At 64.5% G+C, this 10,044-nt stretch carries 9 protein-coding genes; 5 read left to right on the forward strand and 4 right to left on the reverse strand.

Annotated features, from left to right (window positions below; all coding sequences use genetic code 11):
* Positions 1-43: 43 nt before the first annotated feature.
* Positions 44-2,041, reverse strand: coding sequence for a transketolase (gene tkt, locus ACPZMI_RS15050; protein ID WP_186665839.1), 1,998 nt, complete (start codon positions 2,039-2,041; stop codon positions 44-46).
* A 279-nt stretch (positions 2,042-2,320) separates the two neighbouring features.
* Between tkt and ACPZMI_RS15055 the strand changes: the two genes are divergently transcribed.
* From ACPZMI_RS15055 to ACPZMI_RS15070, 4 genes are all read left to right on the forward strand, one after another.
* On the forward strand, positions 2,321-3,319 hold the full coding sequence (locus ACPZMI_RS15055; protein ID WP_186665838.1) for an ArsR/SmtB family transcription factor: 999 nt from the start codon (positions 2,321-2,323) through the stop codon (positions 3,317-3,319).
* A 12-nt stretch (positions 3,320-3,331) separates the two neighbouring features.
* The gene (gene metK / locus ACPZMI_RS15060) at positions 3,332-4,522 is read left to right on the forward strand and encodes a methionine adenosyltransferase (protein WP_186665837.1); all 1,191 of its coding nucleotides are present in this window, start codon (positions 3,332-3,334) and stop codon (positions 4,520-4,522) included.
* A gap of 145 nt (positions 4,523-4,667) precedes the next feature.
* Positions 4,668-6,341: an NAD-dependent DNA ligase LigB gene (gene ligB / locus ACPZMI_RS15065; RefSeq protein WP_426352567.1), complete on the forward strand. Its 1,674-nt coding sequence runs from the start codon at positions 4,668-4,670 to the stop codon at positions 6,339-6,341.
* A 56-nt stretch (positions 6,342-6,397) separates the two neighbouring features.
* Entirely contained in the window at positions 6,398-6,793 is a 396-nt protein-coding gene (locus ACPZMI_RS15070) for a DUF1090 domain-containing protein (RefSeq protein WP_186708281.1), read from the forward strand.
* 46 nt (positions 6,794-6,839) lie between these two features.
* Here the strand turns inward: ACPZMI_RS15070 and ACPZMI_RS15075 are convergent, their stop codons facing one another.
* Positions 6,840-7,286 (reverse strand): c-type cytochrome, encoded by a 447-nt coding sequence (locus ACPZMI_RS15075; RefSeq protein WP_186666110.1) that lies wholly within the window; start codon positions 7,284-7,286, stop codon positions 6,840-6,842.
* Between the two features lie 119 nt (positions 7,287-7,405).
* Between ACPZMI_RS15075 and mltA the strand changes: the two genes are divergently transcribed.
* Positions 7,406-8,557, forward strand: coding sequence for a murein transglycosylase A (gene mltA / locus ACPZMI_RS15080; protein ID WP_426352568.1), 1,152 nt, complete (start codon positions 7,406-7,408; stop codon positions 8,555-8,557).
* Between the two features lie 39 nt (positions 8,558-8,596).
* Here the strand turns inward: mltA and ACPZMI_RS15085 are convergent, their stop codons facing one another.
* Positions 8,597-8,983, reverse strand: a complete 387-nt coding sequence (locus tag ACPZMI_RS15085) for an MAPEG family protein (RefSeq protein ID WP_054894820.1) — start codon at positions 8,981-8,983, stop codon at positions 8,597-8,599.
* Positions 8,984-9,007: 24 nt separating this feature from the next.
* The gene (locus ACPZMI_RS15090) at positions 9,008-9,841 is read right to left on the reverse strand and encodes a DMT family transporter (RefSeq protein ID WP_186665831.1); all 834 of its coding nucleotides are present in this window, start codon (positions 9,839-9,841) and stop codon (positions 9,008-9,010) included.
* Positions 9,842-10,044: the final 203 nt, after the last annotated feature.

Below are 10,044 nucleotides of genomic sequence, written 5' to 3' on the forward strand. Positions count from 1 at the left end.
CCCCGCGATCGATGGAGGCATCACTGCCCCCAGGCTTGATGCATCAGTCTTCCAGCAGCTCTTCAGCGGTACCCAGGATGTTCTCCAGGGTGAAGCCGAACTCCTCGAACAGCGCGGCGGCCGGGGCCGATTCGCCGTAGGTGGTCATGCCGATGACGCGGCCTTCGAGGCCGACGTACTTGTACCAGAAGTCGGCATGGGCAGCTTCGATGGCGATACGCGCACCGACTTCCAACGGCAGTACCGACTGCTTGTAGGCAGCGTCCTGGGCGTCGAACACGCTGGTGCTTGGCATCGACACGACGCGGACCTTGCGGCCCTGCTCGCTGAGCTTGTCGAACGCCTGAACGGCCAGGCCCACTTCGGAGCCGGTGGCGATCAGGATCAGCTCAGGCTCGCCGGCGCAGTCCTTGAGCACGTAGCCGCCACGGGCGATGTCGGCGATCTGCTGGGCGCTGCGTTCCTGGTGCTGCAGGTTCTGGCGCGAGAAGATCAGCGCCGAAGGGCCGTCCTTGCGCTCCAGGGCGGCTTTCCAGGCCACGGCCGACTCGACCGCGTCACCCGGACGCCAGGTGTCCAGGTTCGGCGTGCTGCGCAGGCTGGTCAGTTGCTCGATCGGCTGGTGGGTCGGTCCGTCTTCGCCCAGACCGATGGAGTCGTGGGTATAGACGTGGATGACACGCTGCTTCATCAGCGCCGACATGCGCACCGCATTGCGGGCATATTCCATGAACATCAGGAAGGTGGCGCCGTAAGGCACCAGACCGCCGTGCAGGGCCACGCCGTTCATGATGGCGGTCATGCCGAACTCGCGCACGCCGTAGAACACGTAGTTGCCGCTGGCGTCATTGGCCTCGACGCCCTTGCAACCTTTCCACAGGGTCAGGTTGGAACCGGCCAGGTCCGCCGAACCACCGAGGAACTCGGGCAGCAGCGGGCCGAAGGCGTTGAGGGTGTTCTGGCTGGCCTTGCGGCTGGCGATGGTTTCGCCCTTGGCGGCGACTTCATTGATGTAGGCCTGGGCCTTCTCGGCGAAATCGGCCGGCAGGTCGCCAGCAGCGCGGCGCTTGAACTCGGCGGCGAGTTCAGGGAAGGCCTTGGCGTAGGCGTCGAAGCGCTGGTTCCACTCGGCTTCGGCCTTGGCACCGGCTTCCTTGGCGTCCCACTCGGCGTAGATGTCGGCCGGGATTTCGAACGGGCCGTGGTTCCAGTTCAGCTCCTTGCGGGCCAGGGCGATTTCGTCGTTGCCCAGCGGCGCGCCGTGGCAGTCTTCCTTGCCCTGCTTGTTCGGCGAGCCGAAACCGATGATGGTCTTGCAGCAGATGAGGGTCGGACGGTCGCTCTTGCGCGCGGTCTCGATCGCCATCTTGATTTCTTCGGCGTCGTGGCCGTTGACGTTGCGGATCACCTGCCAGTTGTAGGCTTCGAAACGCGCCGGGGTGTTGTCGGTGAACCAGCCGTGCACTTCGCCGTCGATGGAGATGCCGTTGTCGTCGTAGAAGGCGATCAGCTTGTTCAGGCCCAGGGTGCCGGCCAGCGAGGCGACTTCGTGGGAAATACCTTCCATCATGCAGCCATCGCCCAGGAACACGTAGGTGTTGTGATCGACGATGTCGTGGCCTTCACGGTTGAACTGGGCCGCCAGCACTTTCTCTGCGAGGGCGAAACCGACAGCGTTGGCGATACCCTGGCCGAGCGGGCCGGTGGTGGTCTCGACGCCCGGGGTGTAGCCGTATTCCGGGTGGCCCGGGGTGCGGCTGTGCAGTTGGCGGAACGCCTTCAGGTCATCGATGGACAGGTCGTAGCCGGTCAGGTGCAGCAGCGAATAGATGAGCATCGAACCATGGCCGTTGGACAGCACGAAGCGGTCGCGGTCGGCGAAATTCGGGTTGCTCGGGTTGTGCTTGAGGTAGTCGCGCCAAAGCACTTCGGCGATATCCGCCATGCCCATGGGGGCACCTGGGTGGCCGCTGTTGGCCTTTTGCACGGCATCCATGCTGAGGGCACGAATGGCGTTGGCACGATCACGACGGCTGGGCATCGCTTATCTCCTGAGGCTTGAATAAGTAGTGAAACGAAAAAAGGCGGCCATTTTCGCCCACTGGGGGCCTCCGGGGCAATGACGGATGGTCGCAGTCGGGGATTTTTCCTGTGATTGGAGGGCACTTCGGGTAAAAAACTCGAGATCGGCTTCGTGCTTTTCGCGGGTTAACCCGCTCCCACGGATTCCAAAGCCTGGTATCGGCCACCCATCAGCCAATATCAAAACTTTTTGATATTGGCTTGCCAGGACAACGATGCCTGTCTAGACTGCCGCCCCATGAACCTGCGTGCGCAAGCGATCCCCCAGCGAAGCGATACACTGGCTGCCCTGTGCAAGGCCAGTGGCGATGCGCTGCGCCTGAATGTCCTGCGCGCCCTGGCCAGCGATTCGTTCGGCGTGCTGGAGCTGGCGCAGATCTTCGACATCGGCCAGTCCGGCATGAGCCACCACCTCAAGGTGCTGGCCCAGGCGGAACTGGTGGCCACGCGCCGCGAAGGCAACGCGATCTTCTATCGCCGCGCCCTGCCCGACAGCCTGCGCCAAGGCGGACGCCTGCATGCGGCCCTGCTCGAGGAAATCGACGAACTGGCCCTGCCGGACGACGTGCAGGCGCGTATTGCCCAGGTGCAACAACGCCGCGCGGCCACCAGCCAGGACTTTTTCCAGCGCGTCGAAGAAAAATTCCGTGCCCAGCAGGACCTGATCGCCGGTGTACCGCAATACCGCGAAAGCCTGCTGGCCCTGCTCGACAAGCTGAGCTTTGGCAGCGACGCCAGCGCCCTGGAGGTTGGCCCCGGCGATGGCGGCTTCCTGCCTGATCTGGCGCAGCGCTTCGCTCAGGTCACGGCGATGGACAACAGCCCGACCATGCTCGAACTGGCTCGCCAGGTCTGCGAACGTGAAGGCCTGGATAATGTAATCCTGCAGTTGGCCGATGCACTGGGTGCAACGGATGTGGAAGCCGACTGCGTTGTGCTGAACATGGTCCTGCACCATTTCAGCGACCCGGCCCTGGCCTTGCGCCTGCTGGCCAAACGGGTGAAAGCGGGCGGCAGCCTGCTGGTCACCGAGCTGTGCAGCCATAACCAGGGGTGGGCGCGGGACGCCTGCGGCGACCTCTGGCTGGGCTTCGAGCAGGACGACCTGGCCCGCTGGGCCAATGCTGCGGGGCTGACTCCCGGGGACAGCCTCTATGTTGGCTTGCGTAACGGTTTCCAGATTCAGGTCCGTCATTTCCAGCGGGCCGCTGGCGACACACACATCGGTAAATTTTAGGAACCCCTCGAGATGAGCGAATACTCCCTTTTCACTTCCGAGTCCGTGTCCGAAGGGCATCCGGACAAGATCGCCGACCAGATTTCCGACGCGGTCCTGGACGCAATCATCGCCCAGGACAAATACGCCCGCGTAGCCTGTGAAACCTTGGTCAAGACCGGTGTCGCCATCATCGCCGGCGAAGTCACCACCTCGGCCTGGGTCGACCTGGAAGACCTGGTGCGCAAGGTCATCATCGACATCGGCTACAACAGCTCCGACGTCGGCTTCGACGGCGCCACCTGCGCCGTGATGAACATCATCGGCAAGCAGTCGGTGGACATCGCCCAGGGCGTCGATCGCTCCAAGCCGGAAGACCAGGGCGCAGGCGACCAGGGCCTGATGTTCGGCTACGCCAGCAACGAAACCGAAGTGCTGATGCCTGCGCCGATCTGCTTCTCGCACCGCCTGGTCGAGCGCCAGGCCGAAGCGCGCAAGTCCAAGCTGCTGCCATGGCTGCGCCCGGACGCCAAGTCCCAGGTCACCTGCCGCTACGAGAACGGCAAGGTGGTCGGCATCGACGCGGTGGTCCTGTCGACCCAGCACAACCCTGAAGTGTCGCAGAAAGACCTGCAGGAAGCGGTGATGGAACTGATCGTCAAGCACACCCTGCCGGCCGAACTGCTGCACAAGGACACCCAGTACCACATCAACCCGACCGGCAACTTCATCATCGGCGGCCCGGTGGGCGACTGCGGCCTGACCGGTCGCAAGATCATCGTCGACTCCTACGGCGGCATGGCCCGTCACGGTGGTGGCGCGTTCTCCGGCAAGGACCCTTCCAAGGTCGACCGTTCCGCAGCCTACGCCGGTCGCTACGTGGCCAAGAACATCGTTGCCGCAGGCCTGGCCGAGCGTTGCGAGATCCAGGTTTCCTACGCCATCGGCGTAGCCCAACCGACCTCCATCTCGATCAACACCTTCGGTACCGGCAAGGTGTCCGACGACAAGATCATCCAGCTGGTGCGCGAGTGCTTCGACCTGCGCCCCTACGCGATCACCACCATGCTCGACCTGCTGCACCCGATGTACCAGGAGACGGCCGCCTACGGTCACTTCGGCCGTGAGCCGCAGCAGAAGACCGTGGGTGACGACACCTTCACCACCTTCACCTGGGAGCGCACCGACCGCGCCGCCGCCCTGCGCGACGCCGCCGGCCTGTAAGCCTCCTACAGCAGTAACGGAAAGCCCCTGCCGAGCAATCAGCAGGGGCTTTTTTGTGACACATCACCTGACAGTCCTGTCCCGGCACACCTGAACATCGGCGCCTAGGCTGAGCCCTTCCTCCTGCCATGCAAGGATGCTGGCCATGTCGATTCGCTTGCTCACCCTACTGCTACTCATCGCCTGCAGCTCAGCAGCGTTGGCCACCCCCTGCCCCGATTGGCCGCCACGGCGCGCCACCGATGAAATCGCACAATTGCGCCAGACCCTCGCCGAATGGGACGACCGCTACCATCGCCAGGGTATTGCCACAGTGGCCGATGAACTCTACGACCAGAGCCGGCATCGGCTGGAGCACCTGCAAGGCTGTTTCGGACAACCTCATCGCGACTCGCCACTGGCCACGGCCGCAGGTCCACATGCCCACCCGGTGGCACATACCGGCGTTGCCAAGCTGGCCGACGAAGCCGCTGTAGGCCAATGGTTGCAGGGCCGGCAGGCTGTCTGGATACAGCCCAAGGTCGACGGCGTCGCGGTGTCGCTGATCTACCGACAGGGACGCCTGAGCACGCTGCTCAGCCGCGGCGATGGTGTGCACGGCCACGACTGGAGCCGGCATATCCCGCACCTGCGTGCCGACATACGGCAACTATCCGGGCCGCACGACCTTGTCCTCCAAGGTGAGCTGTACTGGCAGCTCGAAGACCATGTGCAGGCACAGGCAGGTTCGGTCAACGCTCGTGGCATCGTCGCCGGCCTGCTGGCACGCAAGCAACTGCCTGCGGACCAGGCCGCAGGGATCGGGCTGTTCGTCTGGGACTGGCCCGAGGGTCCCGAAAACCAGGCGCAGCGCCTGGCCCAGCTGGAAGCGCTGGGCTTTGCTGACAGCCGCCGCCTGAGCGTGCCGATCGACAACCTCGAACAAGCGGCCCACTGGCGCCAACACTGGTACCGCTCACCCCTGCCGTTCGCCACCGATGGCGTGATTCTGCGCCAGGACAGCCGTCCGCCCGCCACGCGCTGGCGGGCCCAGGCGCCTTACTGGATCGCTGCCTGGAAATACCCCTACCGCCAGGTGCTGACCGAAGTGCGCCAGGTCAGCTTCCGCATCGGCCGCAGCGGCCGCATCACCCCGCTGCTGGAGGTTCAGCCTGTAAAGCTGGACGACCGCCTCGTTCGCCAGATCAGCCTCGGCTCGCTGCAGCGCTGGCAGCAACTGGATATCCGCCCCGGAGACCAGGTGGCGGTGAGCCTGGCCGGGCTCACCATCCCGCGGTTCGAAAGTGTGGTGCTGCGCAGTCTGCAGCGCGTCCCCGTCGCAGTACCCGACCCAGGCAGCTACCACCCGCTCAGTTGCTGGACACCTCGCGACGACTGCAGCCAACAGTACCTTGCTCGCCTCACGTGGCTCTCGGGCAAGCAAGGGTTGAACATGCCAGGCCTGGGCCCCGGCACCTGGCAGTTACTCACCGAGCAAGGCCTGGGCGACACCCTGACCCGCTGGCTGGAGCTTGGCCAGGATGACCTGCTGCAGGTCCCGGGGATTGGCAGCGTACGCGCCGAAAAACTGCATCAGGCCTTCATGACGGCCCGCACACAGCCGTTCGAACGCTGGCTGCGCGCCCTGGGTGTTCCGGCCCCAAGTAACCTGCGCCTGGGCCCGGACTGGCAGACACTGGCCAGCCGAAACATTGAGCAATGGCTTGCCGAACCGGGGGTTGGCCGTGGCAGGGCCGGGCAGTTGCGGGCCTTTTTCGCCCATGAGGAAGTGCTGGCCGTGGCCGGAGAACTGCGTCGGCATGCAATAGAGGGTTTCTAATTTTCGCAGATCAGGGCAGCATTTCCGTTTCTGCCGCCTCCCGACTGGAGCCCTTCATGAAACTGCTCTCGACCTTCATTCTGTCTTCCGCACTGGGCCTGGTCGCCAACAGCGCCCTGGCCGCAGAGGTGCAGCCGGAGCTGACCGGCTGCGCCGCCAAGCGCCAGGCCATCAGCACCCAGATCGAGCAAGCCCGCGCCCACGGCAACGCCGATCAGCAGGCGGGCCTGGAAAAGGCACTGAGCGAAGTCACCGAACACTGCACCGATGCGGGCCTGCGCAAGGAACGCGAGCAGAAGGTGCTCGATGCCCGCCACGAGGTGAACCAGCGCACCAAGGACCTGGACAAGGCCATGAAAAAAGGTGACGCGGAAAAGATCAACAAGCGCAAGGAGAAGCTCGCCGAGGCGAAGAAAGAACTGCAGGAAGCGGTCGACGAGCTCGAACGCTGAGGCCAACGGCAAGCGCGGCCGCTCCCACACAGGGCACTGCAGATCATCAATGATTGCGAAACTCGGTATGACAGGCCTTGCACGCCGCCTCGACGCGGTCCATCGGCGCCTTCAGCCCAGCCGCATCCAGTGGCTGGCTGCGGGTCACACCGACCAGTTCGCCGGTAACCCCCTCGAGCTGGCGGGCCAGGTCATGAAACCGCGCCTGGCGCTCCCAGACCTCAGGCCGGGCGCTGCTGTCCCCCCCGTCACGCGCCTGCGGGAAGTGCTGCCAGGGTTCGTGGGCCAGGGTATCGAGCTTCACCGCCCCCTCGGCGAACCTCATCCCGTCGAACGGCAAGCGGCCGCGCAACATACCGCCCAGGTCTTCGCTGGTCTTGAGCATGTCCTTGAAGATCGCCTTGCGCTGGCCCAATGGCGAGTTCGGATCGACACGCTCGCAAGCGGTCAGGGCCAGGGTGGCGAGCAGCACTACGGTCAATCGCTTGAACATCACGGTCTCTTCGGCCTGCATGAACGGGTCGCCAGTATCGCTGCCCGCCGGGTAAAGACCAATAGCCACACAAAAGACAAGGGCGATTTTTCATCTCTGCCCGCAACAGGACCCTGCTTATGAAATCTGCTTTGCGCCCTCTCGCCTGGGCACTCCCGGCCCTGGCCCTGCTAGCCGGCTGCAACGGCGGTGAGGGTACAAAACCTGAGCCCCACGCCATCGCCACCTATGCCGATGCCACCTGGCAAGATTTACCGAGCGTCACTGACACCGACCTGCTCGCAGGCTTCCAGGCCTGGCGCAACGGCTGCGAGAAACTCAAGCGTGATCCGGTGTGGGCCGCTACCTGCAATGCCGCTGCCGGAGTACCGGCAGACGCCGCCCAGGTACGCGCCTTCCTGCAACAGAATCTGCAGGTCTATGGTCTGCGCTCTGCAGAAAACAACGCCAATGGCCTGATCACCGGCTACTACGAACCGGTCTATCCCGGCAGCCTGACACGGACGGCAAAGGCCAGTGTCCCGGTCTATGGTCCGCCCGACGACATGATCGTGGTCGACCTGGCCAGCGTATACCCCGAACTCAAGGGCAAACGCCTGCGCGGTCGTCTCGAAGGTCGCGTGCTCAAGCCCTACGACACCGCCGAAGTGATCAACCGCCAGGGTGTGAAGGCGCCGGTGCTGGCCTGGCTGACCGACCCGATGGACCTGCAGTTCCTGCAGATCCAGGGTTCCGGTCGCGTGCAACTGGAAAGCGGTCGCCAACTGCGCCTGGGCTATGCCGACCAGAACGGCCACCCTTACCGACCGATTGGCCGCTGGCTGGTGGACCAGGGCCAATTGAAAAAAGAAGACGTGACCATGGGCAGCATCCACGCCTGGGCCCAGGCCAACCCCCAGCGGGTGCCGGAGCTGCTGGCGAGCAACCCGAGCTATGTGTTCTTCGCCGCAGGCCCCGACAGCAACGAAGGCCCGCGCGGCTCGCTCAACGTGCCATTGACCGCAGGCTACAGCGTGGCCATCGACCGCAAGGTGATTCCGCTGGGCAGCCTGCTGTGGCTGTCCACCACCCGGCCGGATGGCTCGCCGGTGGTGCGCCCGGTGGGTGCGCAGGACACCGGCGGCGCGATCACCGGCGAAGTGCGCGCCGACTTGTTCTGGGGCACCGGCCCCGAGGCCGGCGAGCTGGCAGGCAACATGAAGCAGCAAGGACAGATCTGGATGCTGTGGCCCAAGGGGGCTGCCCTGCCTGAAGTGCCGAAGGTGCCGTGATCGGTGGTGAAGCTATCGCGGGCTTGCCCCGCGATGGCTTCACGCCGATACGACGAACAACGACACGATCAACGCCAACCCGGCAAACCACACCAGCGAGCGCAACGCCGCCCAGTCCGCCAGGTAACAGATGATGTACAGCAGCCGGCTGGTGATATACAGCACCGCCAGTACATCCTGGGTCACTTGCTCGGCGTTACCGACGATATCGGCCACCAGCACCGCTGCGGCGAAGGCAGGAAACGCCTCGTAGCCGTTCTGCTGCGCCGCATTAGCGCGCCGAGGCAAGCCTGAGAGCGTGTCGAGAAAGGCTCGCGGATCATGGTTGTCGCTCAAGCCAAAACGGCCACTGGCGACTTTGGCGATCAATGCGCACAACGGCGGCAGGACCAGGGCGATCAGGATGCACCACAGGGCAACGGTCATGGACTGGCTCCTCGTTCAGAAAGGTCAGAGCTTCATCACCAGCATGCCTGCCAGGACCAGCCCGCAAGCTAAGAGTCTCGGACCGCCAAAAGGTTCTTTGAGGTAGCGCATGCCCAACAGCACCACCAGGATCACACTGACCTCCCGCAGCGCCGCCGCCTCGGCCACCGACCCCAGGTGCATGGCCCACAGCACCAGGGCGTAACTCAGCAATACACACAGCCCCACCGCCAACCCAAGCCGCCACTGGCTGCGCCAGAACTGCACGAAGGGTTCACGTCGGGCCACGCCTGCCAGCACCGGGAACGGCCAGGCACTCAGCAGCGTAAGCCAGACCAGGTAGTCCCAGGGTTTACCCCACAGGCGCACCGCCTGGCCGTCGAACCAGGTGTAACAGCCGATGCACAGGCCGATCAGCGCCACCACCGGCAGCATCGACCAGGGCAGACGATCACCGCCACCGCCCTGCCAGAGCAGACACGCCATGCCGCAGGGGATCAGCAGAATGCCAATGATCTGCTGGTTGCTCAGCGATTCACCGGCAAAGGCCAGGGTCAGCCCCAGCACCACCAGCGGCGACAATCCCCGCATCAGAGGATAGACCAGGCCCAGGTCACCGACCCGGTAGGCCTTGATCAGCAGGACACGATAGGCCTGCTCGGCCAGCGCCGAGGCCAGCAGCCATGGCCAGATCGCCGCCGGAGGGGGCTCGACGAACGCCACCGCCAGCACCGCGAAGACCAGCGCCACCGCGTCCATGCTGGCGATTACCAGCAGGCGCTCGGCGCTGAACTTGATGAGGGTGTTCCAGGTGGCATGCAGCAGGGCGGCGATCAGGACGAGGGAAGTTGCCAGCACGCGTGGAGTTCCTTGGACAAGACTCGAGTCACTATATACGCGATCCGGGCAGCGCTTGCAGGAGCGGGTTTGCCCGCGAAACATACACCGCGGTGCAGGGCACCGGCCAAGCCGGTGTTCGCGGGCAAGCCCGCTCCTACAAAAGCAGTGAACACATGGCACCGGCTACACAGGGGGGTTAGATCAACCGCGCAGCCACCAAC

The sequence above is a fragment of the Pseudomonas wayambapalatensis genome (assembly GCF_049942315.1).
In the GTDB taxonomy this organism is placed as follows: domain Bacteria; phylum Pseudomonadota; class Gammaproteobacteria; order Pseudomonadales; family Pseudomonadaceae; genus Aquipseudomonas; species Aquipseudomonas wayambapalatensis.

What these genes read in the sequence shown, in the direction of transcription:
- ligB (WP_426352567.1), top strand. Translation starts at nt 4,668, where the DNA reads ATGTCGATTCGCTTGCTCACCCTACTGCTACTCATCGCCTGCAGCTCA.
- mltA (WP_426352568.1), top strand. Translation starts at nt 7,406, where the DNA reads ATGAAATCTGCTTTGCGCCCTCTCGCCTGGGCACTCCCGGCCCTGGCC.
- ACPZMI_RS15075 (WP_186666110.1), bottom strand. Translation starts at nt 7,286, where the DNA reads ATGTTCAAGCGATTGACCGTAGTGCTGCTCGCCACCCTGGCCCTGACC.
- tkt (WP_186665839.1), bottom strand. Translation starts at nt 2,041, where the DNA reads ATGCCCAGCCGTCGTGATCGTGCCAACGCCATTCGTGCCCTCAGCATG.
- ACPZMI_RS15055 (WP_186665838.1), top strand. Translation starts at nt 2,321, where the DNA reads ATGAACCTGCGTGCGCAAGCGATCCCCCAGCGAAGCGATACACTGGCT.
- ACPZMI_RS15070 (WP_186708281.1), top strand. Translation starts at nt 6,398, where the DNA reads ATGAAACTGCTCTCGACCTTCATTCTGTCTTCCGCACTGGGCCTGGTC.
- metK (WP_186665837.1), top strand. Translation starts at nt 3,332, where the DNA reads ATGAGCGAATACTCCCTTTTCACTTCCGAGTCCGTGTCCGAAGGGCAT.
- ACPZMI_RS15085 (WP_054894820.1), bottom strand. Translation starts at nt 8,983, where the DNA reads ATGACCGTTGCCCTGTGGTGCATCCTGATCGCCCTGGTCCTGCCGCCG.